The sequence below is a fragment of the Mycobacterium kiyosense genome (genome assembly GCA_021654635.1).
Taxonomy (GTDB): domain Bacteria; phylum Actinomycetota; class Actinomycetes; order Mycobacteriales; family Mycobacteriaceae; genus Mycobacterium; species Mycobacterium kiyosense.
In genome coordinates, this window is the sequence record AP025179.1 from 1080069 (window position 1) to 1101469 (window position 21401).

Annotated in this window: 26 protein-coding genes and 1 pseudogene; 18 read left to right on the forward strand and 9 right to left on the reverse strand. The window is 67.7% G+C overall.

The features are described from left to right. Window positions 1-165 precede the first annotated feature (165 nt). From L6444_RS05095 to rplO, 11 genes are all read left to right on the forward strand, one after another. Entirely contained in the window at window positions 166-990 is an 825-nt protein-coding gene (locus L6444_RS05095; RefSeq protein WP_236983819.1) for a DUF4436 domain-containing protein, read from the forward strand. 188 nt (window positions 991-1178) lie between these two features. Further along, on the forward strand, window positions 1179-1547 hold the full coding sequence (gene rplN / locus L6444_RS05100) for a 50S ribosomal protein L14 (protein ID WP_003403649.1): 369 nt from the start codon (window positions 1179-1181) through the stop codon (window positions 1545-1547). Continuing rightward, window positions 1548-1865, forward strand: coding sequence for a 50S ribosomal protein L24 (rplX, locus tag L6444_RS05105; protein ID WP_236981179.1), 318 nt, complete (start codon window positions 1548-1550; stop codon window positions 1863-1865). It begins immediately after the preceding gene. Further along, window positions 1865-2428, forward strand: coding sequence for a 50S ribosomal protein L5 (gene rplE, locus L6444_RS05110; RefSeq protein WP_236981181.1), 564 nt, complete (start codon window positions 1865-1867; stop codon window positions 2426-2428). The genes rplX and rplE overlap by 1 nt, the downstream gene beginning before the upstream one ends. A gap of 4 nt (window positions 2429-2432) precedes the next feature. Next, window positions 2433-2618, forward strand: a complete 186-nt coding sequence (locus L6444_RS05115) for a type Z 30S ribosomal protein S14 (RefSeq protein ID WP_011739072.1) — start codon at window positions 2433-2435, stop codon at window positions 2616-2618. Window positions 2619-2641: 23 nt separating this feature from the next. After that, on the forward strand, window positions 2642-3040 hold the full coding sequence (gene rpsH / locus L6444_RS05120) for a 30S ribosomal protein S8 (RefSeq protein WP_236981183.1): 399 nt from the start codon (window positions 2642-2644) through the stop codon (window positions 3038-3040). A gap of 14 nt (window positions 3041-3054) precedes the next feature. Next, window positions 3055-3594, forward strand: a complete 540-nt coding sequence (gene rplF / locus L6444_RS05125; protein ID WP_236981185.1) for a 50S ribosomal protein L6 — start codon at window positions 3055-3057, stop codon at window positions 3592-3594. Between the two features lie 41 nt (window positions 3595-3635). Then, complete coding sequence (gene rplR, locus L6444_RS05130; RefSeq protein WP_236983820.1) at window positions 3636-4004, forward strand: 50S ribosomal protein L18; 369 nt, start codon at window positions 3636-3638, stop codon at window positions 4002-4004. Window positions 4005-4057: 53 nt separating this feature from the next. Beyond that, the gene (rpsE, locus tag L6444_RS05135) at window positions 4058-4729 is read left to right on the forward strand and encodes a 30S ribosomal protein S5 (protein ID WP_236983822.1); all 672 of its coding nucleotides are present in this window, start codon (window positions 4058-4060) and stop codon (window positions 4727-4729) included. Next, window positions 4726-4908 carry a 50S ribosomal protein L30 gene (gene rpmD / locus L6444_RS05140; protein WP_236981186.1) on the forward strand — a complete coding sequence of 61 codons (183 nt, stop codon included), beginning with the start codon at window positions 4726-4728 and terminating at the stop codon, window positions 4906-4908. The genes rpsE and rpmD overlap by 4 nt, the downstream gene beginning before the upstream one ends. Beyond that, window positions 4905-5345, forward strand: coding sequence for a 50S ribosomal protein L15 (rplO, locus tag L6444_RS05145; protein ID WP_236981188.1), 441 nt, complete (start codon window positions 4905-4907; stop codon window positions 5343-5345). The genes rpmD and rplO overlap by 4 nt, the downstream gene beginning before the upstream one ends. Here the strand turns inward: rplO and L6444_RS05150 are convergent. Then, on the reverse strand, window positions 5342-6268 hold the full coding sequence (locus L6444_RS05150) for an LLM class flavin-dependent oxidoreductase (protein ID WP_236981190.1): 927 nt from the start codon (window positions 6266-6268) through the stop codon (window positions 5342-5344). The genes rplO and L6444_RS05150 overlap by 4 nt on opposite strands. A gap of 50 nt (window positions 6269-6318) precedes the next feature. Here L6444_RS05150 and sppA point away from each other — a divergent pair, with 50 nt between their 5' ends. Further along, window positions 6319-8115, forward strand: coding sequence for a signal peptide peptidase SppA (sppA, locus tag L6444_RS05155; protein ID WP_236981191.1), 1797 nt, complete (start codon window positions 6319-6321; stop codon window positions 8113-8115). Between the two features lie 11 nt (window positions 8116-8126). Here the strand turns inward: sppA and L6444_RS05160 are convergent, their stop codons facing one another. From L6444_RS05160 to L6444_RS05170, 3 genes are all read right to left on the reverse strand, one after another. After that, entirely contained in the window at window positions 8127-9038 is a 912-nt protein-coding gene (locus L6444_RS05160) for a class I SAM-dependent methyltransferase (RefSeq protein ID WP_236981193.1), read from the reverse strand. Window positions 9039-9052: 14 nt separating this feature from the next. Beyond that, window positions 9053-10015, reverse strand: coding sequence for a class I SAM-dependent methyltransferase (locus L6444_RS05165; RefSeq protein ID WP_236981195.1), 963 nt, complete (start codon window positions 10013-10015; stop codon window positions 9053-9055). 123 nt (window positions 10016-10138) lie between these two features. Beyond that, a complete protein-coding gene (locus L6444_RS05170; protein WP_370653078.1) occupies window positions 10139-10798 on the reverse strand; it encodes a class I SAM-dependent methyltransferase in 660 nt (219 codons plus the stop codon). Window positions 10799-10863: 65 nt separating this feature from the next. Here L6444_RS05170 and L6444_RS05175 point away from each other — a divergent pair, with 65 nt between their 5' ends. After that, window positions 10864-11721, forward strand: coding sequence for a helix-turn-helix transcriptional regulator (locus L6444_RS05175; protein WP_236981199.1), 858 nt, complete (start codon window positions 10864-10866; stop codon window positions 11719-11721). 109 nt (window positions 11722-11830) lie between these two features. Here the strand turns inward: L6444_RS05175 and L6444_RS05180 are convergent, their stop codons facing one another. The 3 genes and pseudogenes from L6444_RS05180 to L6444_RS05190 form a co-directional block, all read right to left on the reverse strand. Continuing rightward, window positions 11831-12742: an MBL fold metallo-hydrolase gene (locus tag L6444_RS05180; protein ID WP_236981201.1), complete on the reverse strand. Its 912-nt coding sequence runs from the start codon at window positions 12740-12742 to the stop codon at window positions 11831-11833. A 92-nt stretch (window positions 12743-12834) separates the two neighbouring features. Beyond that, window positions 12835-13488: an L-fuculose-phosphate aldolase gene (locus L6444_RS05185; RefSeq protein WP_236981202.1), complete on the reverse strand. Its 654-nt coding sequence runs from the start codon at window positions 13486-13488 to the stop codon at window positions 12835-12837. Beyond that, window positions 13485-14468 (reverse strand): annotated as a pseudogene (locus tag L6444_RS05190) (NAD(P)-dependent oxidoreductase). Before L6444_RS05190 ends, L6444_RS05185 begins: the two are co-directional and overlap by 4 nt. Before the next feature lie 45 nt (window positions 14469-14513). Here L6444_RS05190 and L6444_RS05195 point away from each other — a divergent pair. Next, the gene (locus L6444_RS05195; RefSeq protein ID WP_236983824.1) at window positions 14514-15854 is read left to right on the forward strand and encodes a xylulokinase; all 1341 of its coding nucleotides are present in this window, start codon (window positions 14514-14516) and stop codon (window positions 15852-15854) included. 52 nt (window positions 15855-15906) lie between these two features. Continuing rightward, entirely contained in the window at window positions 15907-16572 is a 666-nt protein-coding gene (locus L6444_RS05200; protein ID WP_236981203.1) for a GNAT family N-acetyltransferase, read from the forward strand. 20 nt (window positions 16573-16592) lie between these two features. On the opposite strand, the gene L6444_RS05205 is transcribed toward L6444_RS05200, so the two are convergent. Together L6444_RS05205 and L6444_RS05210 are read right to left on the reverse strand one after the other, a co-directional pair. Then, window positions 16593-17501: a class I SAM-dependent methyltransferase gene (locus L6444_RS05205; RefSeq protein WP_236981204.1), complete on the reverse strand. Its 909-nt coding sequence runs from the start codon at window positions 17499-17501 to the stop codon at window positions 16593-16595. A 2-nt stretch (window positions 17502-17503) separates the two neighbouring features. Next, complete coding sequence (locus tag L6444_RS05210) at window positions 17504-18448, reverse strand: SAM-dependent methyltransferase (RefSeq protein ID WP_370653079.1); 945 nt, start codon at window positions 18446-18448, stop codon at window positions 17504-17506. A gap of 274 nt (window positions 18449-18722) precedes the next feature. Here L6444_RS05210 and secY point away from each other — a divergent pair, with 274 nt between their 5' ends. The 3 genes from secY to map are packed head-to-tail and all read left to right on the forward strand — an operon-like array spanning window position 18723 to window position 21389. Continuing rightward, window positions 18723-20045, forward strand: coding sequence for a preprotein translocase subunit SecY (gene secY / locus L6444_RS05215; protein WP_236981205.1), 1323 nt, complete (start codon window positions 18723-18725; stop codon window positions 20043-20045). Beyond that, complete coding sequence (locus tag L6444_RS05220) at window positions 20042-20587, forward strand: adenylate kinase (RefSeq protein ID WP_236981206.1); 546 nt, start codon at window positions 20042-20044, stop codon at window positions 20585-20587. The genes secY and L6444_RS05220 overlap by 4 nt, the downstream gene beginning before the upstream one ends. Before the next feature lie 4 nt (window positions 20588-20591). Then, a complete protein-coding gene (map, locus tag L6444_RS05225; RefSeq protein WP_236981207.1) occupies window positions 20592-21389 on the forward strand; it encodes a type I methionyl aminopeptidase in 798 nt (265 codons plus the stop codon). Window positions 21390-21401 lie beyond the last annotated feature (12 nt).

The window sequence follows — 21401 nt, forward strand, 5'->3', positions numbered from 1 at the left end:
TCCGTGACAGTTCAGAGGGACCTGGCGTTGTCGGCCGAGCTGTCCGACACGCTCGCGCTGCCCGCGCGCAGCCCCCAGCAGTCCCCGGTCGAGGCCCCGCCGCGGCGATCGGCGGCCGAATCCAAGCGCCGGCGGCGCCGCCGCCATCTGGCGTTCGACATCTGCATGGTGATCGGGGTTGCCCTGGTCTATCTGCTGTCGTTGTTCGGTTACCACTGGCTGGCCACCACACCGGGACCGCTGCCGGACCCCGACGTGAGCACCGCGGACAACAGCGTGGTGCTGGTGCGGATCGAGCAACTGCACCCCGCCGAGCATCGCCTTGACGTCAAAGTGCTTGTGATGCCCGATGATTCGATGATCGACAAACGGCTCAACGTGCTCACCACGGACACCTCGGTGCGCTTCTTTCCGCAGAACGACCTCGGCGATCTGCAGTATCCGGTGGGCAAGTCGCCGGCACAGGTCGCGACCACCATCCCGGCCCACGGCGATCCCGGTGACTGGCCGTTCGACGGCTACAAGACCGACACCATCCAGGCTGACGTGCTGGTGGGGACGGGGGAGGGGCGGCAGTACAAGCCTGCCCGGGTAGAGGTGACCGGGGTGCTGGAAGGCTGGGACGTCACCGCGACCCGGGTCGGGCGGGACAGCCACGACCCCAACCGTCCCGACAACGTCATCATCACCATCAAGCGGGCCAAGGGGCCGTTGGTGTTCGACCTCGGCATCTGTCTGGTGCTGATCGCCCTGCCGACGCTGGCGCTGTTCGTGGCAATCCAGATGGCCAGTGGCCGGCGCAAGTTCCTGCCGCCGTTCTCCACCTGGTACGCGGCGATGCTCTTCGCCGTGGTGCCGCTGCGCAATATTCTTCCCGGTTCACCGCCGCCCGGCTCCTGGGTGGACCAGGCCGTGGTGATCTGGGTGCTGATCGGGTTGGCGACGGCGCTGGTCCTCTATATCGTCGCCTGGCACCGGCAGGGTGACTGACCGCAATTTGGTGCTGAGCAGGCTGTCCCCTAGACTCTAGGGGTTGCCTTGGGCAGACCTCGGCTGGCTGTGCGTCAAGCAAAGCCGGCCCCGCGTGCCCTTCGGCGATAAAGACCGCGCACGGCAGGGTGCTCACTTGAGCTGGTTTTCGCTTGCCGTGCACACGCGAAACCAGGTCAGGAGATCGAGTGATTCAGCAGGAATCGCGGCTCAAGGTCGCCGACAACACGGGCGCCAAGGAGATCTTGTGCATCCGGGTGCTCGGTGGCTCGTCGCGACGGTACGCCGGCATCGGTGACGTGATCGTCGCGACCGTCAAAGATGCCATCCCCGGTGGCAACGTCAAGCGCGGGGACGTCGTCAAGGCCGTCGTGGTCCGCACCGTCAAGGAGCGCCGCCGTCCGGACGGCAGCTACATCAAGTTCGACGAAAACGCCGCGGTGATCATCAAGCCCGACAACGACCCGCGCGGCACCCGCATCTTCGGGCCGGTCGGTCGCGAACTGCGCGAGAAGCGGTTCATGAAGATCATCTCGCTCGCCCCGGAGGTGTTGTAGGTGAAGGTCCACAAAGGCGACACCGTGCTGGTGATCGCGGGCAAAGACAAGGGCGCCAAGGGCAAGGTCATCCAGGCCTACCCGGACCGCAACCGGGTGCTGGTCGAAGGTGTGAACCGGATCAAGAAGCACACGGCGATCTCGACCAACCAGCGCGGCGCGCGTTCGGGCGGCATCGTCACCCAGGAAGCGCCCATCCACGTCTCCAACGTGATGGTGGTCGACTCCGACGGCAAGCCCACCCGCGTCGGCTACCGGGTCGACGAGGAGACCGGCAAGCGCGTCCGCATCTCCAAGCGCAACGGCAAGGACATCTGATGACCACTGCAGAGAAAACTCAGCCGCGCCTGAAAGAGCGCTACCGCAACGAGATTCGCGATGCGCTGCACAAGCAGTTCGGTTACCGCAACGTCATGCAGATCCCGACCGTCACCAAGGTCGTGGTCAACATGGGCGTGGGCGACGCCGCCCGCGACGCGAAGCTGATCAACGGCGCGGTCAACGACCTCGGCCTGATCACCGGGCAGCGGCCCGAGATCCGCAAGGCGCGCAAGTCCATTGCACAGTTCAAATTGCGCGAGGGCATGCCGATCGGTGCCCGGGTGACACTGCGCGGCGACCGGATGTGGGAGTTCCTCGACCGGCTCACCTCGATCGCGCTGCCCCGTATTCGTGACTTCCGCGGCTTGTCGCCCAAGCAATTCGACGGTGTCGGCAACTACACCTTCGGCCTGGCCGAGCAGTCGGTGTTCCACGAGATCGACGTGGACAAAATCGACCGGGTCCGCGGCATGGACATCAGCGTCGTCACCTCGGCGACGAACGACGACGAAGGACGAGCGCTGTTGCGGGCCCTCGGCTTTCCCTTCAAGGAGAACTGAGCAGATGGCGAAGAAGGCACTGGTCAACAAGGCCGCGCGCAAGCCGAAGTTCGCGGTGCGCGGCTACACACGCTGCAGCAAGTGTGGTCGCCCGCGCGCGGTGTTCCGCAAGTTCGGGTTGTGCCGGATCTGCTTGCGCGAGATGGCGCACGCGGGTGAGCTGCCCGGCGTGCAGAAGAGCAGCTGGTGACGGGACACAGGGACTAAACCAAAATGACTATGACGGATCCGATCGCAGACTTCTTGACCCGCCTGCGCAACGCCAACTCGGCGTACCACGACGAAGTGAGCCTGCCGCACTCGAAGATCAAGGCCAACATCGCCGAGATCCTCAAGAACGAGGGCTACATCACCGACTTCCGGACCGAGGACGCCCGGGTGGGCAAGTCCCTGGTGGTGCAGCTGAAGTACGGGCCGAGCCGGGAACGCAGCATCGCGGGCCTCAAGCGCGTCTCCAAGCCCGGTCTGCGGGTCTACGCGAAGTCCACTAACCTGCCGCGGGTCCTCGGTGGCCTCGGTGTGGCGATCATCTCGACGTCGTCGGGTCTGCTGACCGACCGTCAGGCGGCCAGGCAGGGCGTGGGCGGCGAAGTCCTCGCGTACGTCTGGTAAGGGGGTAGGCAAACATGTCGCGTATTGGAAAGCAGCCGGTTCCGGTCCCCGCCGGAGTCGACGTAACCATCGAGGGCCAGAACGTCTCGGTCAAGGGGCCCAAGGGCACCCTGGCGCTGACGGTGGCCGACCCGATCACGGTGTCGCGCAACGACGCCGGCTCGATCGTGGTCTCCCGTCCGGACGACGAGCGGCGCAACCGCTCGCTGCACGGGCTGTCCCGCACCCTGGTGGCCAACCTGGTCACCGGCGTGACCGAGGGTTACACGACCAAGATGGAGATCCACGGCGTCGGCTACCGCGTGCAACTCAAGGGTTCCAACTTGGAGTTCGCGCTGGGATACAGCCACCCGGTGGTGATCGAGGCGCCGGAAGGCATCACTTTCGCGGTGCAGGCTCCCACCAAGTTCACGATCTCTGGCATCGACAAGCAGAAGGTCGGCCAAATCTCGGCGAACATCCGTCGTCTGCGCCGTCCCGACCCGTACAAGGGCAAGGGCGTGCGCTACGAGGGCGAGCAGATCCGCCGCAAGGTCGGAAAGACAGGTAAGTAGTCATGGCGCAATCACAGGCTGCATCCGATGCGCGTAAGCCGGTGGGGCAGAACGTATCCGCGACTCGGCGGGTGTCCCGGCTGCGCAGGCACGCACGGCTGCGCAAGAAGGTCTCCGGTACCGCCGAGCGTCCCCGCTTGGTGGTGAACCGCTCGTCGCGGCACATTCACGTGCAGCTGGTCAACGACCTCGACGGCACCACGGTGGCCGCTGCTTCGTCGATCGAAGCAGACGTCCGCGGCGTGGATGGAGACAAGAAAGCCCGTAGCGTGCGGGTGGGCCAGTTGATCGCGGAGCGGGCCAAGGCCGCCGGCGTCGACTCCGTGGTCTTCGACCGCGGCGGCTACACCTACGGTGGACGAATCGCGGCTCTGGCCGATGCCGCGCGCGAGAACGGATTGCGATTCTGATGAACCACGCAAGCCTGATGAACGGAAGGACCGCATAATGGCGGAACAATCCGCTGGGAGCCCGACGGATAACCGGGGGGTCCGACAGCCGCGACTCGCGCGACGGGCGGGACGGCCGGGGACGCCGCGACGGCGGTGGCCGTGGTGGCCGCGACCGCGACCGCGACGGCGACAAGAGCAACTACCTCGAGCGGGTCGTCGCGATCAACCGTGTCTCCAAGGTGGTCAAGGGTGGTCGGCGATTCAGCTTCACCGCCCTGGTCATCGTGGGTGACGGCAACGGCATGGTCGGCGTCGGCTACGGCAAGGCCAAGGAAGTTCCGGCCGCCATCGCCAAGGGTGTCGAGGAGGCCCGCAAGGGCTTCTTCCGGGTTCCGCTGATCCGCGGCACCATCACTCACCCGGTGCAGGGCGAAGCCGCCGCCGGTGTGGTGCTGCTGCGCCCGGCCAGCCCCGGTACCGGGGTGATCGCCGGCGGTGCCGCGCGTGCGGTGCTGGAATGCGCCGGCGTGCACGACATCCTGGCCAAGTCGCTGGGCAGTGACAACGCGATCAACGTGGTGCACGCCACCGTCGCGGCACTGAAGATGTTGCAGCGTCCCGAGGAGGTGGCCGCCCGGCGCGGTCTGCCCATCGAGGACGTCGCCCCGGCCGGCATGCTCAAGGCGCGCCGGGAAAGCGATGCGATGGCCGCGGCTGCGGCCCGGGAGGCTACCCAGCCATGAGTCAACTGAAGATCACCCAGGTGCGCAGCACCATCGGGGCGCGCTGGAAGCAGCGCGAGAGCCTGCGCACGCTGGGCCTGCGCAAGATTCGCCACTCGGTGATCCGCGACGACAACGCACAGACCCGCGGCCTGATCGCGGTTGTGCAGCACCTCGTTGAGGTGGAGGAGGCCAAGTGACCATCAAGCTCCACGACTTGAAGCCCGCGCCCGGGTCGAAGACCGCGCGCACCCGAGTCGGCCGTGGTGAAGGATCCAAGGGGAAGACCGCGGGTCGCGGCACCAAGGGTACGAAGGCGCGCAAGAACGTGCCGGCAACCTTCGAGGGTGGGCAGATGCCCATCCACATGCGGCTGCCCAAGCTGAAGGGTTTCCGTAACCGGTTCCGCACCGAGTACCAGGTGGTCAATGTCGGTGACATCGACCGGCTGTTCCCCGAGGGCGGCACCGTCGGCATCGACGAGTTGGTGGCCAAGGGCGCCGTGCGCAAGAACTCTCTGGTCAAGGTGCTCGGCGACGGCAAGTTGTCCGCCAAGGTCGACCTGACCGCGCACAAGTTCAGCGGCAGCGCGCGGGACAAGATCACCGCCGCCGGCGGCTCCGCCACCGAGCTCTAGCCCAGCCGCGAGATCACTTCCAGCGCAAGGCGTTCCATCTGCTCGCGGTCCTGCGCGACGTTCGCGCCGAGCGGGTTTAGCAGGAGCATCTGCGCGCCCGCGTACATCACCCGGGACAGCTCGCCGGCGACCCGCGCGGCGTTGCCGGCCACCGCGACCGTGTCCAGGTCGGGCCGCTCGCCGTAGATGCGTCGCAGTCCGGCCAGCGCACGCTCGCGGGCCCGTTCGGTGTCGTCGTCGACGACCACGTACACCCGCTTGGCGATGGTGAAGCCCGCCGGGTCCTTGTGCTGCGCGTCGAGTTCGCGGCGCACGATGGCCACGGCGTCGGCGAACGCCTCAGTGGTGGCCGACCCGGCCCCGATGAACGCGTCCCCGAGCCGAACCGCCCGGGCCAGCGCCGCGGGTGCGTGACCGCCGAACCAGATCGGCGGATGCGGGCGCTGCACCGGCTTGGGCTGGATCGGAAGATCGTCGAGCTCGCGGAAGCGACCGTGGAACGTGATCCTGGGCTGATCGGACCAGGCGGCTCGCATCAGCTCCAAGCCTTCGGTGAAATAGCTTACGTGCGTGGCCTTTTCGACGCCGAAGGCGCCGAACTTGCGGGACCCACCGCCGGCCACCACACCGAGGTCCAGCCGGCCGTTGCTGAGCCGGTCGACGGCGGTCACGGCGGCGGCCAGCTGCAGCGGATCGTGTAGCGAGGTCACCATGACCGCGACGCCCAGTCGCATACGCCGGGTGCAGGCCGCGGCGAAGGCCAGCACCTCCAGCGGCGCAAGCAACGCCGACTCCCCGATGGCCTGCTCCAGGGTCCAGCCGCCCTCGAAGCCGAGTTCCTCGGCGCGCACCAGATAGTCCCGCAACCCGGTGGTATCGAAGTCGTCGGTACCCAGTTGGGGAATCGCGATGGAGAATCTCACGGTTTCCACCGTACGGGTGGGGCGTCGTCGCCGATCGGTACGCTTCAGACATGTTCGCGTTTTTGCCTGACCTGCCCGGGGTGAACGACATACGCGCCTTGGCCGACCGCGTCGACACCGCCCGCCACCACGGCGTACCGAATGGTTGCGTGCTCGAATTCAGCCTGCGCAGCCTGCCGCCGGAGACCACCGGATTCGACCCGGTCACCATCATCACCGGTGGTGGCCGGCAGCTGCCGTTGCGCGAGGCGGTCGCCGCGATACACCGCGCCGCCGAAGATCCGCGGGTCGCCGGGCTGATCGCGCGGGTGCAACTGCCGGCGTCGCCCATCGGCGCGGTCCAGGAGTTGCGCGACGCCATCGCTGCCTTCAGCGCGGTCAAGCCGTCGCTGGCCTGGGCCGAGACCTATCCGGGCACCTTGTCCTACTACCTGGCGTCGGCTTTCGGCGAGGTCTGGATGCAGCCATCCGGTGAGGTGGGATTGATCGGGTTCGCGGCCAATGCCATGTTCCTGCGCGATGCGCTGGACAAGGTGGGTATCGAGGCCCAGTTCATTGCGCGCGGCGAATACAAGTCGGCGGCAAACCTTTTCACCGAAGACGGGTTCACCGACGCGCACCGCGAGGCGGTGACGCGGATGCTGGAAAGCCTGCAGGACCAGGTCTGGAAGGCGGTCGCCGAATCGCGCGGCATCGATGCCGGCACCCTGAACGGCGTTGCCGACCGCGCCCCGCTGTTGCGCGACGACGCGGTGGCCGCGGGCCTGGTCGACCGCATCGGGTTCCGCGACGAAGCGTACGCGCATATAGCGGAATTAGTTGGTGCACCGGGTAATTCGCATTCTGAAGAGGTCGCCGACCCGGACCGGGACCCGCCGCGGCTGTACCTGGCCCGGTACGCCGGTTCGGCCCGATCGCGGCTGGCGCCGGCGACGCCGTCGCTGCCCGGACGCCGGCCCAAGCCGGCGATCGCCGTGGTCACCGTGGCGGGGGCCATCGTCAATGGTCGCGGCGGCCCGCAGGGCCTCCCGTTCGGTCCGTCCAACGCCGGCGGCGACACGATCGCCGCGGCGCTGCGGGAAGCGGCCGCCGACGAGTCGGTGGCGGCGATCGTGCTACGGGTGGACAGTCCCGGCGGTTCGGTGACCGCATCGGAGACCATCTGGCGGGAGGTGAAGCGGGCCCGGGAGCGGGGCAAGCCGGTGGTGGCGTCGATGGCTTCGGTCGCCGCGTCCGGTGGCTACTACGTCTCTATGGTCGCCGACGCGATCGTGGCGAATCCCGGCACCATCACCGGTTCCATCGGCGTCATCACCGGCAAGCTGGTGGTGCGCGATCTCAAGGATCGCCTCGGCGTCGTCTCCGAAACGGTTCGCACCAACGCCAACGCCGACGCCTGGTCCGCCGACGCACCGTTCACCCCGGAGCAGCGGGCACATCGGGAGGCCGAGGCGGACCTGATCTACACCGACTTCGTGGAGCGCGTCGCACAGGGCCGCAACCTGTCCACCGAGGCGGTGGATCTCGTTGCGCGCGGCCGGGTTTGGACTGGGGCGGACGCACTCGAGCGCGGTCTGGTGGACGAACTGGGCGGCTTTCGCACGGCGGTCCGCCGGGCCAAGGTGCTCGCCGGACTGGACCCCGACGCGCAGGTGCGCCTCGTGGACTACCCGGGCTCGTCGCTGCTGGACATGCTGCGCCCGCGGGCCTCGTCGCAGCCGGCCGCCGCATCGCTGCCGGAAGCCGTCGGCGCGTTGCTCACGCGTTCGGTCGCCGGCGTCGTAGCGAATCTGGAGCAGACGATCAACGGGTCCAGCGTGTTGTGGGTGGGCCAGACCCGCTTCTGACCCGGTCGTCGTCAGGCCAGTCGGCCGCTGATGAAGATGATCTCGCCGAGCGGATCGTTGTCCTGCGGGTCGGGAACGTGCAATCCGTGCCGCTCGAACAACTCGGTGCGCGTCACCCCTTCGACGTCCCAGCCCTTGCCGCGCAGGTAGTCGACGACATGGTTGCGTGCACCGGAGTACACCAGTGACGCCATGTCGATGTCGACACCGTGGTCGCGGAATCCGCCGGACATCTGGCTGACCTTGTCGGCATCGAAATCGATTATGCCGGGCACGAATTCGGTCGCCACCGTGCTTCCGGGCACACTGAGTGCGGTGATGTTGTCGAACAGCCGGTCCTGGGCGTCCGGGGGCAGGTAGATCAGCAGTCCCTCAGCCAGCCAGGCCGTCGGCTGCGTCGGGTCCAGACCGGCTTGCCTCAGCGCCGTCGGCCAGTCCCCGCGCAGGTCGATCGCGACGGTGCGCCGGGTCGCGGTGGGCTGCGCGCCGAGACCGGCCAGCGTGTTTGTCTTGAATTCGATGACCTGGGGCTGGTCGATCTCGTACACCACCGTTCCGTCCGGCCAGGGCAACCGGTAGGCCCGCGCGTCCAGCCCCGAGGCCAGGATGACCACCTGCCGGATCCCGGCCTCGGTCGCCCGCGCGAAGTAATCGTCAAAGTACTTGGTGCGCACGCCCATTCCGTCGATCATCGCCTGCACCCGCTCCGGCGTGATGTTCTCGAAGGACTCGGGGTCGAGCTCACCGTCCATCATCTTGGTGAAGAAATCCACCCCGACCGCGCGCACCAGCGGTTCGGCGAACGGGTCGTCGATCAACCCGTCGGGCGCGTTGGTCACCATTGCCCGGCCAGCCGCGACCATGGTCGCGGTGGCGCCAACGCTGGACGCGAGATCCCAGTTGTCGTCGTGAGCGCGTGGCATGCCCGTCCTACCTCTCAGTTCGCTGCGTGCTTCCGGTCCAGGGTGCCACTGACGTAGACCATCTCGATTTTGGGTGCACCCTCCTCCTCGACTGCCGGCGGAAGGCCGTTGGCGGCCCGCAGCTCGGGCAGTGGGACCGTGTCGAGCTTCCACCCGTGGTCGGCAAGATAGGACGCTGCCTCGTTGCGCTCACCGAGATAGATCAGGGCGCTCATGTCCAGGTCGAAACCATGCGCGCGCCAACGCTCGGACGTCTTCTGCATGTGCTGCTTGAGTAGCGCCTCGTCGGTCGTCTCGGTGCCCCGCATGCTCTCGGTGGCCAGTCGGCTGCCCGGCGCGCTGAGTTCGGTGATGGTGTCCAGCAGCCGGTCCTGAGCTTCCGGTGGCAGGTACCCCAGCAGTCCCTCGGCGCTCCACGCCGTCGGCTTGCCGGGATCGAATCCCGCCTCCCGCAACGCAGCCGGCCAGTCGTCGCGCAGGTCGACAGCGACCGCGCGCCGGATTGCGCTGGGCGTGGCGCCCAGCTCGGCCAGGGTGCGCGACTTGAACTCGATGACTTGCGGCTGATCGATCTCGTACACCACGGTGCCGTTCGGCCACGGCAGCCGGTAGGCGCGAGCGTCAAGTCCCGAGGCCAGGATCACCGCCTGTTTGATGCCCGAGCTGGTGGCCTCCAGGAAGAACTCGTCGAAGAATTTGGTGCGCACCGCCATGTTCTCGGCCACGTTGGCCACTGGGGCGAAGGGGCGCTGCGGGTCGTTGTCGAGGTCGGCGACCGTCATCTCCCCGGTGGCCAGCCGCGTGAGCAGGTCCACCCCGACCGCCTGTACCAGCGGTTCGGCGAACGGGTCGTTGATCAGCGGATTGTCCGCGCGGGTTGCCATTGCCCGGCCGGCGGCGACCATGGTCGCGGTGACCCCCACGCTGGACGCGAGATCCCAGGTGTCTCCGTCGTGCCGTGAACTGCTTGATGTCATGGCGAGCCTCATTCCGAAGTCACAGGATGATACTTAGCCAATATAACAAAATTTTTCCGGCGGGATTCCGGTCCCGGCGGCGTCGGGGTGGGGGCGGGCGCCGGAACCGCGCTGGTCCGGGATCTAGTCCGGGCGGGTCGCCTGGTAAAAGGCGAGTTGCCCGAGCAGCCGGTGTGGCTGCGCGGCGACCTGAGCGCAGTCGAAACCGACGCCGCGCAGCAGATTCGGGATCGCGTCGCCCAGATTGCCGGCCGCGTGATGGTTGCGTTTCATTATTCGCGCCAGCAATCCGCCGTGGTGCGCCGCGTCTCCGCCGAGGTCGACCAGATGCAACCGGCCGCCGGGCCGCAGCACCCGGAATACTTCCTGTGCCGCTGCGGCTTTGGCCTGTCCGTCGAGATGATGAAACATCATCGACGACAACACCCGGTCGAATTCGCCGTCGCCGTAGGGGAGCCGCTGGGCGTAGACCTGCTCGAACCGGATCCCGCTCAGTCCGGTGGCCTTTCGCCGGGCCCGGGCCAGCGCCCGCGGGTCCGGGTCGGAGCCGACCGCGTCGATGCCGGGACGAGCCCGCTTGGCCGCGATCGTCACATTTCCGGTGCCGCAACCGATGTCCAGCACCCGCTGGCCGTCGGTGAGCTCGGCCTGCTCGATCAGTTTCGGATAGCTGTCACGCATACCCATCAACCGGGTGATCAGGTCGTACGCGGGAAGCAGCGCGTCGTGGCCGGCCGCCGGCAAATAGTCGTGGTGTGAATGATTTGTCGTCACATGATCCATGATGAGCGGTTGCAGCAGGCCGTGATTGGGTGATCTTCGCCAAAAGTAGGATTATCTTTGGCACGGTGCCCTCACCTGCCCGGCTGGCCCGGTACCGCGGCGGCGTGCCCGTCTATCAGTATCGAACCGGTCCTGACACGCCTCCGGTGTCGGTGGCGCGGCGCGGCGACCTCACCGAACGCGAACGACACATCCACGACTTCCCGGCGCTCTGGTATGTCCCCGCCGCCGGGCAGGTGTACGTTGCGGCCGCGGGCGAAATTCTGGACCCTCGCGACGTCGTTCCCCCCGCCGAGGGAGTCGCGGTCTTCTTCGACCCCGCGGCGCTGGGAGAGGACGTGCGATCGCCCTGGCCCACCTGGCAGTCGCACCCACTGCTGTTCCCGTTCCTGCACGGACACTCCGGTGGGGTCCTGCTCCTGGATGTGCCGGCTGCACGAAGAACGCTATGGGACAACGCAATCCGGTCCATCGAGTCCGAACTGAGCACGCGGCAACGGGGGTACCGGCAGGCTGCCCTGGCGCATCTGACCCTGCTATTGATCGAGCTAGCCCGGATCTCCGGCGACGTGGTGGCCGATCTACGGCGCAGCGGTGAACCATTGTTGGCCGAGGTGTTCGCGGTGATCGACCGCCGCCTCGGCGATCCGCTGTCGCTGCGGGGTGTGGCGGCCGAGGTCGGCATGACCCCGGGCCATCTCACCACCGTGGTGCGCCGGCGCACCGGGCGCACCGTGCAGGACTGGATCATCGAGCGGCGCATGGCGCAAGCCCGAGACCTGCTGACCGAGACCGACCTACCCGTCGCGGAGGTGGCCCGGCGGATCGGCATTGGCGATCCCGGCTACTTCAGCCGGCTGTTCCGCCGGACGCACGGCAGCACGCCCCGGCAGTGGCGGACGGATCAGCGCCTACAGCGTTGAGGTCCCGCATCCAACGGAATCCTGTTGAACACCAACCAGGTCGAGGCCGGGGAGCCGAAGCCACTGCTACCAACATGACCGTGTACAAGTCGCTGCCGGTACGCCTGGGCTAGAGCCGCGCGAAGTCCAGCCAGCGCTCGACGTCGAAGCCGCTGTCGACGGGACGCAGCGTCGCACCACCGTGGCCGGGGTAGTGCGCGGGCACCACGGCCGCGCCCGACTGGGCGGCCTCGCTGAAGATGCGACGCCGGGCAGCCGCGGCGGCGCCGGCGTCGACGTCGAACCCGCAGGCGTCGTCGGGCCGGCGCAGCTGCACCGGGCTGTGGGTGAGGTCGCCGACGAAGACGGCGGGCCGGCCGGCGTCCAGCCACAGCACCGAGGCACCCGGGGTGTGGCCGGCCGCCGGCCGTAACCGCAGCGCAGGGCTGATCTGGTAATCGTCGGACCATTGGACGATCTGTTCGTCGACGGGCAGCACGCTGTCCTCGAACACCAGGCGATTGCCGCGCTGGGCCAGCTCCTCCTCCGCGCTGCGCGGCGGTTGCCGCGCCGCCGGCCCGTCCGGATGGAAGTGGCGGTAATCGGCCGCCGGCACCAGATATCGGGCATTGGGGAAGGTCGGCACCCAAGAACCCTTGTCCAGCATGGTGTTCCACCCGACGTGATCGGAGTGCAGGTGGGTGTTGACCACCACATCGACGGCGCGGCGGTCGATGCCGGCGCCCTGCAGCGCGGCCAAAAAGCCGGTGTCGAGGTGATCCAGCGGCGGCATGTGGGGCCGGACGCGGCCGTTGCCGACGCCGGTGTCCACCACCACGGTCAGCCCGTCGACCTCGACGACCCAGGTTTGGATGGCAATGTGCCACTGGTCGGTGTCCAGGTCGACGAAGTCCGGCACCAGCAGGTCGTCGTTGTCACGCCACACCGGCGGCGGCGTGTGCGCGAAGGCGCGGGTGGGCAGCTCGAACCGCAGTTCCACCACCCGCGTCACGGCGGCGCGGCCGAGCTGGACTCGATCCATCACACTCCTCGCCTCCGCCACGGTGGGTGTGAATCGTACGACGCGTTCGCGTCGCGTCGCGTCGCAGGATCCACAGTCGGCGAGCCGAGGGGCTAAGTGTTGGCCCTCAAGTAGCGGTACACACCGGCGAAGTTGCGGTTCACATCCTCCGGAACCGGCACAGCTCCACCCAGAGCCCTTGCCCCCCAGGCGATTTGAGCGGTCCGCTCAACCAGTGCGGTGATGTGCAACACCTTGTCGGGGCGCGGTCCCACGGCCACCAGGCCGTGATTGGCGATCAGCGCCGCGCCCCGGCCCTCCAGCGCCTTGACCGCGTTGGCGCCGACATCCGGGGTGCCGGAAGCGGCGTAGTCGGCGCAGCGCACGTCGCCGCCGCAGTACACGGCGAACTCGTCGATGCAGGCCGGGATCGGCTGATGGGCCACGGCGAACATGGTGGCCCACACCGGATGGCTGTGGATGACCGCGCCGATGTCGTCGAAGGCCTGAAAACAGGCCAGGTGCAACGCCATCTCGGTGGACGGCATCCGGCCGTCCTTGGCTTGCAGCACAGCACCTTCCGGGTCGACGAGCACCAGGTCGTCGAGTTTCATGTCGGCGTAGTCGACCGACGACGGCGTGATCACCAGGTTCCCGTCGGAGCGGCGCGCCGAAATGTTGCCGGCGGTGCCCTCGACCAAACCGCGGCGCAGCATGTCCTTGGCCGCGGCCAGCACCGCCGCTTCGGTGTTCTCGACATATTTCACGAGCCCAGCACCTCCGGGTTGACGATATGGGCGGGTCTTGCGCCGGACAACAGTGCCTCCAGATCGTCGGCGACCAGCTGCGCCTGCCTGGCCTCGGTGTTCCAGGTGGCTCCGCCGATATGCGGGGTCAGCACCACGTTCGGCATGGCCGCCAGCGGATGGTCGGTGGGCAGCCACTCGCCGGCGAAGTGGTCCAGCCCGGCGGCGGCGACCTTGCCGCTGCGCAGCGCGTCGAGAAGGGCATCGGTGTCGTGCAGCTGGGCACGCGCAGTGTTGAGGAAGACGACGCCGTCGCGCATGGCGGCGAACTGCGCGGCGCCGATCATCCCGGTGGTGTCGTCGGTGACCGGCGCATGCAGCGAGACGACGTCGGATTCGGCCAGCAACTCCTCGAGGCTGTGGTGGGCCTCGTCGCTGTACGGGTCGTAGGCGACGACCCGCAACCCGAGTCCCCTCCAATCGCCACCGCGTGGCCCGGCCGACCGCACCGAGGCCCACCAGCCCGGCGGTGCGCCCGGCGATCTCCCAGCCCCGAAATCGTTGATAGGGGATAGTGCCGTCGCGAAACATGTTTGCCGCTGCGCACATCCGCGTCCGCGGTCAGCAGGTGGCGGGTGGCGGCCAACAGCAGCGCCACTGTCATCTCGGCGACCGCGTCGGCGTTGCGGGCCGGGGTGTTGAGCACCGGGATGCCGGCGGCGGTGGCGCCCGGGATATCGACGTTGTTGGGGTCGCCGCGCGTCGATGCGATCGCGCGCAGACCCACCTCGAAAACCGGACCTTGCACCGAATCACTTTCCACCACAACGATATCGGCGGATTCAGCGGCGATCCGCTCGGCCAGCTGCTCGGGGCTGTAGATCCGCAGCGGGGTCTGCTCGATCCAGGGGGTCGTACACCACGTCGACCAGCTGGCGGAGTTTGTCGAACCCGGGGCCGCGCAGCGGGGCGGTCACCAGGGCACGTGGTCGAGAGCTCACGTCTGCCTATGCTGGCGTACCGTGGCGCCCGTGTCACGCTTCGATGTGCAGGACGTCACGATCGGCATCGACATCGGCACGACTTCGGCCAAGGCGGTCGCGGTCGACGAGAACGGCCGCGTGCACGCCCGGGCGCGGATTCCGCATCAGCTGCGGGTGCCCTCGCCCGACAAACTGGAGCACGACGCCGACGCGGCGTGGCGACAGGGCCCGGTGGCGGCCCTCGAGCAGCTGAACCGGCCGGACGCCAAGGCAGTTGCCGTCTCGTCGATGGTGCCCTCGATGACCGCCGTCGACGCTGCGGGCCGGCCGATCACACCGGGCCTGCTCTACGGCGACAGCCGCGGACGGGTGCCGGGTGCCGCCGAACAACCCCTGCCGGCGCTGGGCGAAGCCGCGGAGTTTCTGCGCTGGACGGCCGCGCAGGCGCCCGACGCAGCCGGGTACTGGCCCGCGCCCGCGGTCGCCAACCACGCGCTGGCCGGCGAAGCGGTCATCGACTTCGCCACCGCGATCACCAGCCTGCCGCTCTTCGACGGCACCGGCTGGAATGCAGCGGCATGCGCCGACTGCGGCGCCCGCGTCCAGCAGATGCCCAGGGTGGAGACATTCGGCACCGCCGCCGGGCGGGTGCGTGGGGCCTCGCCGGACGCCGGCGTGCTGGCGGTGGGCGCCATCGACGCCCTGTGCGAACAGATGGTGGCCGGCGCCGACCACGACGGCGACGTGCTGGTGTTGTGCGGCACCACCCTGATCGTGTGGACCACCATCGCCGATGCCCGGCAGGTGCCGGGGTTGTGGACCATTCCCCACACCGCCGCCGGCAAGAGCCAGATCGGCGGCGCCAGCAATGCCGGTGGGTTGTTCCTCAACTGGGTGGATCGCGTTGTGGCGCAAGCGGATCCGGAGACAGCCGATCCGCGTCGGGTGCCGGTTTGGTTGCCCTACATCCGTGGCGAGCGCACCCCGTTTCACGACCCGGATCGCCGCGCGATGCTCGACGGCGTGGACCTCACCCACGATGCGGCGGCGCTGCGGCGCGCGGCCTACGAGGCGTCCGGGTTCGCCGTTCGCCAGATCTTGGAGCTCGGTGGTGCGCCGGTGCGCCGCATCCTCGCCACCGGCGGGGGTACCCGGCTGCGGCCCTGGATGCAGGCCATCGCCGAGGCGACCGGGCGGCCGGTCGAAGTGTCGGCGGTGGCCGAGGGGGCGGCACTGGGCGCAGCGTTCCTGGCCAGGATGGCGGTCGGTCGCGAGTCGGTGATCACTGATGCGTCCCGATGGGCCGGCGTCGAACAGGTGGTGGAGCCCCGCCCGGATTGGTTGGAGCCGACCAGGGATCGGTATCGCCGGTTCCTGGAACTCAGCGGATCGAAACTGGTCTGACGGTCGCCCATCGAGTGGCGCGCATCCCGGCGCGTCGTTCTAGTCTTATGCAATGACTGACCACGACCAGACCGCCGCCCGTCGAGAGATCGCAGATGCCCTGCTTGCCGCGTTGGAACGGCGGCACGAGGTCGCCGACGCCATCGTCGAGGCGAAGAACAAGGCCGCTGCGGTCGAGTCGATCGTGACACTGCTCGGCACCTCGCACCTGGCCGCGGAAGCCGTGATGAGCATGTCTTTCGAGCAGCTCACCCAGGATGCGCGGGCGAAGATTCTGGCCGAGCTCGAAGACCTGAACAAGCAGCTCAGTTTCGCGGCCAACGAACGCCCGGCCAGTTCTGGGGAGACCCTGGAATTGCGGGCGTTCTCCGCCACCGAGGACCGCGACATCTTCATCATGCGCACCGACGAGATCAAGGCCGCCGGTGACGGGTCCGGTCTGCCCGCGGGGGCCATCGACGACGAGATCAAGGCGGCCCTGAAGCGGCTGCGCGACGAAGAGGCCGCCTGGTTCGTGGCCGTCGACTCCGGCGAGAAGGTCGGCATGGTGTTCGGTGAGCTGCAGCAGGGTGAGGTCAACGTTCGCATCTGGATCCACCCCGAGCACCGCAAGAAGGGCTACGGCACCGCGGCGCTGCGCAAGTCGCGCTCGGAGATGGCCTGGGCTTTTCCGGCGGTACCCATGGTGGTTCGCGCGCCGGCCGCTAAGCCGGAGTAGCGCAACGCAATTGGTGACCGTCAGCGGGTGGCGGTGACGGTCACGATGTTGCGCAGCTGGGCCAGTTCGGATTCCTCGGGGAAACTACGTCCGTACTCGCCGAACAGCTCGCGTCGGGGACGGGTGTGTACCTGCCAGCCCAGCCCGCTCAGGTAGTCGACGACGTTGTTGCGCTTGCCGTCGTAGAACAATCCGGACAGATCGATGTCGCAACCGAAATCGGCCCACCGCTGACTGAACTGTTGGGCGCGTTCGGACATCGCCACCCCGGAGTCGGGGTGGTACTCGGTGGCCAGTCGGCTACCCGGCCCGCTGAGCGTGGTGATGTTGTCGAAAAGCAGGTCCTGCGCTTCGGGTGGCAGGTACATCAGCAGCCCCTCGGCGATCCACGCCGTCGCCCGCGACGGATCGAATCCGTTATGGCGCAGCGCGGCCGGCCAGTCGTCGCGCAGATCGACGCTGACCGACTTGCGGTGCGCGGAAGGGCTGGCGCCCAACGCGGCCATGGTGGCGTTCTTGAACTCGATGACCTTGGGCTGGTCGATCTCGTAGACCACGGTGCCCCGCGGCCAGGACAACCGGTACCCGCGGGCGTCCAGGCCGGAAGCCAGGATCACCGACTGCCGGATGCCGGCGCGGGCGGCGTCGAGCAGGAACTCGTCGAAGAAGCGGGTGCGGACCGCGATCGAATCGATCTCGAGCTGGAAATCGTGCTCGGCCCGCTCGCCCGGAAGGTTGCCGTCGACCAGGCGGGTGAAGAAATCCAGGCCGACCGCGCGCACCAGCGGCGCCGCGAACCGGTCATCGATGATCGGATTGTCCTGTCTGCTGGCCACGGCGCGGGCGGCAGCGACCATCGTCGCGGTAGCGCCCACGCTCGACGCCAGGTCCCAGCTGTCTCCGGTGGATCGTTGCGATTCGATGGACATGGCTACCGTCGCTCCGCGGTCAGGAAGACCACCTCGCCGAACGGGGCGTCGTCGGCCTCGGCCGGTTGCAGCCCGTGGGCGGCGAACAAGTCGGCGTTGCCCACCCTGGTGGTGTGCCAACCGTGCGCTGCCAGATACGTGCCGGCATCCGTACGGTCGTCGAAATACACCAGCGCGGCCATGTCGAAGTCGAGTCCGTGCCGGCTCCATCGTTCGTTCTGGCGCTTCATCCGGCGGCGGAGTTCGTCCTCGTTGAGCGCATTGATGTCGAGCAGGCCTTCGGTGGCGAATCGGCTGCCGGGCACGCTCAGCGCCGTGATCTGGTCCAGCAGCCGGTCCTGAGCCTCGGCCGGCAGATAACCCAACAAACCCTCGGCGATCCACGCGGTGCGCTGCGCCGGGTCGAAGCCGGCGTCGCGCAGCGCCGCCGGCCAGTCCTCGCGTAGGTCGACGGCCACCGTCCGGCGCTGCGCCGTCGGCTGCGCATCCAGGCCGGCCAATGTGGCGGTCTTGAACGCGATCACGGCCGGCTGGTCGACCTCGAAGACGGTGGTGCCCGCGGGCCAGCGCAGCCGGTAGGCCCGTGAGTCCAGGCCGGCGGCCAGGATCACCGCCTGCCGGATGCCGGCCGCGGTCGCGTCGCCGAAGAAGTCGTCGAAGAACCTGGTGCGCACCGCCATCGCGTTGGCGAAGTGCTCGGTGCCGCGGGCCGTCTCCTCGTCGAGTTCGCCCGCGTCCAGTTCACCGCTGGCCAGCCGGGCGAAGAAGTCGACGCCCACGGCCCGTACCAGTGGCTCCGCGAACTGGTCCGTGGCCACCGCACCGGCGCCGGCAGTGTCCCGGGCGGCGACGGCACGCGCCGCCGCGACCATGGTGGCCGTCAGGCCCACGCTGGATGCCAGGTCCCATGTGTCGCCCTCGAACCGAGCGCTGGGCATCTGGGTCATTCGTACGCTCCCGATAGTCAGATCTGATACTTAGCAAATATAACGAGCTATCCCGACTGTACGCCGCCGTCGCCGCCCGTCGCGGTGGTCCCAGAGAGGCCCTGGCAGGGCCGGCCCACATCAACTGTTAGTCTCGTACACGGTTTGACGCGCCCTGGCCTGCTGGTATCGGGCAGGTGTACGCGGAATAACCCCAGGAACGATCAGAAAAAGGACCCAACCGGCCAATCCCGGTCGACATGCCGTACCAGAGTTCGGCTGCGCAGGAGGAAGAGTGCTTTCGGCTTTCATCTCATCGCTGCGAACAGTCGACCTGAGACGGAAGATTCTCTTCACGCTGGGCATCGTCATCCTGTACCGCGTCGGCGCCACGCTGCCGTCGCCCGGGGTCAACTTCCACAACGTCCAGCAGTGCATCAAAGAGGCCAGCGGTGGACAGGCCGGACAGATCTACTCGCTGATCAACCTGTTCTCCGGCGGGGCGTTGCTGAAGCTGACGGTGTTCGCGGTGGGCGTGATGCCCTACATCACCGCGAGCATCATCGTGCAGCTGCTCACCGTGGTCATCCCGCGCTTCGAAGAGCTGCGCAAAGAAGGTCAGGCCGGCCAGGCCAAGATGACGCAGTACACGCGTTACCTCGCGATCGCGCTGGCCATACTGCAGGCCACCAGCATCGTGGCGCTGGCCGCCAATGGCGGGCTGCTGCAAGGTTGTTCGCTGGACATCCTGGCCAACCAGACCATCTTCTCCGAGATCGTGATCGTGCTGGTGATGACCGCCGGCGCGGCCCTGGTGATGTGGATGGGTGAGCTGATCACCGAACGCGGCATCGGCAACGGTATGTCGCTGCTGATCTTCGTCGGTATCGCCGCCCGGATTCCGGCCGAAGGCAACCAGATCCTGGAGAGCCGCGGCGGGATGATCTTCGCGGCGGTCTGCGGGGCCGCGCTGCTGATCATCGTCGGCGTGGTGTTCGTCGAGCAGGGCCAGCGGCGGATTCCGGTGCAGTACGCCAAGCGCATGGTGGGACGGCGGATGTACGGCGGAACCTCGACCTACCTGCCACTGAAGGTCAACCAGGCCGGCGTCATCCCGGTGATCTTCGCGTCCTCGCTGATCTACATCCCCAACCTGATCACCCAATTGGTGAACAGCGGCGGCGGCGGTGGCCGCGGCTGGTGGAGCAAATTCGTCAGCAAATATCTGTCCGATCCGAGCAACCCGGTTTACATCGGCATCTATTTCGGCCTGATCATCTTCTTCACGTACTTCTACGTTTCGATCACGTTCAATCCCGACGAACGCGCCGACGAAATGAAGAAGTTCGGCGGCTTCATTCCCGGTATCCGCCCCGGCCGACCGACCGCCGATTACCTGCGCTATGTGCTGAGCCGGATCACCCTGCCCGGCTCGATCTACCTCGGTGTGATCTCGGTGCTGCCCAACGTGTTCCTGCAGATGGGTAACAGCGGCGGGATCCAGAATCTACCCTTCGGGGGAACCGCGGTGCTGATCATGATCGGTGTCGGGTTGGATACGGTCAAGCAAATCGAGAGTCAGCTCATGCAGCGCAACTATGAAGGGTTCCTCAAGTGAGAGTCGTACTGCTTGGTCCGCCGGGGGCGGGCAAGGGAACACAAGCGGAGAAGCTGGCCGAAAAGCTCAACATCCCCCACATATCCACCGGGGAACTGTTCCGTTCGAACATCCAGCAGGGCACCAAGCTCGGGCTGGAGGCCAAGCGTTACCTGGATGCCGGCGACCTGGTGCCATCCGAGCTGACCAACGAACTCGTCGACGCCCGGCTGAACGATTCGGACGCGGCCAACGGGTTCATCCTCGACGGGTACCCGCGCTCGGTCGAACAGGCCAAGGCCCTGCACGACATGTTGCAGCGTCGTGGCACCGACATCGACGCGGTGGTGGAGTTCCGGGTGTCCGAAGACGAACTGCTGACCCGGCTGAAGGGCCGTGGTCGTGCCGACGACACCGAGGACGTCATCCTCAACCGGATGAAGGTCTACCAGGACGAGACCGCGCCGCTGTTGGACTACTACCGCGACGAACTGAAGACTGTCGACGCGGTGGGCACCCTCGACGAGGTGTTCGCCCGCGCGCTGCAGGCATTGGGCAAGTAACCCGATGGGTGCCCTGGCACGACTGCGGGGCCGCCGGGTCGTACCGCAACGCACCGCCGGTGAGCTCGACGCCATGGCCGCGGCGGGCGCCGTGGTCGCCGCGGCGTTGCGCGCGGTGCAGTCCGCCGCCTCAGCCGGAGTGTCCACCCTGGCGCTGGACGAGATCGCCGAATCGGTGATCCGCGAGGCCGGCGCCGTCCCGTCGTTCCTGGGCTACCACGGATACCCGGCTTCGATCTGCTCGTCGGTCAATGACCGTGTGGTGCACGGCATTCCGTCGGCCACCGAGGTCCTCGCGCCCGGTGACCTCGTCTCCATCGACTGCGGCGCCATCCTGGACGGCTGGCACGGCGACGCCGCCGTCACCTTCGGGATCGACAGCCTCATTCCGGCCGACGAAGCCCTGTCCCAGGCCACCAAGGAGTCGCTGGAAGCCGGCATCGCGGCGATGGTCATCGGGAACCGGCTGACCGACGTCTCGCACGCCATCGAAACCGGAACCCGTGCCGCCGCGGCCCGCTACGACCGCGCATTCGGCATCGTCGAGGGGTACGGCGGCCACGGCATCGGCCGGCAGATGCACATGGACCCGTTCCTGCCCAACGAAGGTGTCCCCGGCCGGGGGCCGTTACTGGCGGCCGGATCGGTGCTGGCCATCGAACCGATGTTGACGCTGGGCAGCGGAAAGACGAACGTCCTGGACGACAAATGGACGGTCATCACCATCGACGGGTCCCGCGCGGCGCATTGGGAACACACCGTGGCGGTCACCGAGGATGGTCCGCGTATCCTCACCCTCTGAACCAACTCGCCG

What these genes read in the sequence shown, in the direction of transcription:
- L6444_RS05095 (WP_236983819.1), top strand. Translation starts at nt 166, where the DNA reads ATGGTGATCGGGGTTGCCCTGGTCTATCTGCTGTCGTTGTTCGGTTAC.
- rplE (WP_236981181.1), top strand. Translation starts at nt 1,865, where the DNA reads ATGACCACTGCAGAGAAAACTCAGCCGCGCCTGAAAGAGCGCTACCGC.
- L6444_RS05115 (WP_011739072.1), top strand. Translation starts at nt 2,433, where the DNA reads ATGGCGAAGAAGGCACTGGTCAACAAGGCCGCGCGCAAGCCGAAGTTC.
- rpsH (WP_236981183.1), top strand. Translation starts at nt 2,642, where the DNA reads ATGACTATGACGGATCCGATCGCAGACTTCTTGACCCGCCTGCGCAAC.
- rplF (WP_236981185.1), top strand. Translation starts at nt 3,055, where the DNA reads ATGTCGCGTATTGGAAAGCAGCCGGTTCCGGTCCCCGCCGGAGTCGAC.
- rpmD (WP_236981186.1), top strand. Translation starts at nt 4,726, where the DNA reads ATGAGTCAACTGAAGATCACCCAGGTGCGCAGCACCATCGGGGCGCGC.
- sppA (WP_236981191.1), top strand. Translation starts at nt 6,319, where the DNA reads ATGTTCGCGTTTTTGCCTGACCTGCCCGGGGTGAACGACATACGCGCC.
- L6444_RS05160 (WP_236981193.1), bottom strand. Translation starts at nt 9,038, where the DNA reads ATGCCACGCGCTCACGACGACAACTGGGATCTCGCGTCCAGCGTTGGC.
- L6444_RS05165 (WP_236981195.1), bottom strand. Translation starts at nt 10,015, where the DNA reads ATGACATCAAGCAGTTCACGGCACGACGGAGACACCTGGGATCTCGCG.
- L6444_RS05170 (WP_370653078.1), bottom strand. Translation starts at nt 10,798, where the DNA reads ATGGATCATGTGACGACAAATCATTCACACCACGACTATTTGCCGGCG.
- L6444_RS05180 (WP_236981201.1), bottom strand. Translation starts at nt 12,742, where the DNA reads ATGGATCGAGTCCAGCTCGGCCGCGCCGCCGTGACGCGGGTGGTGGAA.
- L6444_RS05200 (WP_236981203.1), top strand. Translation starts at nt 15,907, where the DNA reads ATGACTGACCACGACCAGACCGCCGCCCGTCGAGAGATCGCAGATGCC.
- L6444_RS05205 (WP_236981204.1), bottom strand. Translation starts at nt 17,501, where the DNA reads ATGTCCATCGAATCGCAACGATCCACCGGAGACAGCTGGGACCTGGCG.
- L6444_RS05210 (WP_370653079.1), bottom strand. Translation starts at nt 18,448, where the DNA reads ATGACCCAGATGCCCAGCGCTCGGTTCGAGGGCGACACATGGGACCTG.
- map (WP_236981207.1), top strand. Translation starts at nt 20,592, where the DNA reads ATGGGTGCCCTGGCACGACTGCGGGGCCGCCGGGTCGTACCGCAACGC.